This is a genomic window from Streptomyces griseicoloratus, assembly GCF_014534645.1.
Classification (GTDB): domain Bacteria; phylum Actinomycetota; class Actinomycetes; order Streptomycetales; family Streptomycetaceae; genus Streptomyces; species Streptomyces griseicoloratus.
In genome coordinates, this window is sequence record NZ_JACVQF010000085.1 from 1 (window position 1) to 247 (window position 247).

1 pseudogene is annotated in these 247 nt (G+C 65.6%); it reads left to right on the plus strand.

Annotated elements, in window-relative coordinates:
* Positions 1 to 247: pseudogene (locus H0H10_RS02315) on the plus strand (DNA primase); the annotation flags it as partial.

Below are 247 nucleotides of genomic sequence, written 5' to 3' on the forward strand. Positions count from 1 at the left end.
GCGGCGTGCACACCGGTGGCGGTGCCCTGACCTCGGTCAACGGGGGTGACACGGGTGGTTCCGGCGAGTCGAAGGACGACTCGGACAAGGACAAGGACAAGGGGGATGACAAGGACAAGGGGGACAAGGACAACGGCTGCTCGAAGGACGACCACGACAAGGGCTACGACGACAAGGGCAACGACGACAAGGGCCACGGTTACTCGAAGGGTGACCACGGCAAGCCCTGGGGCGGCGTGCACACCGG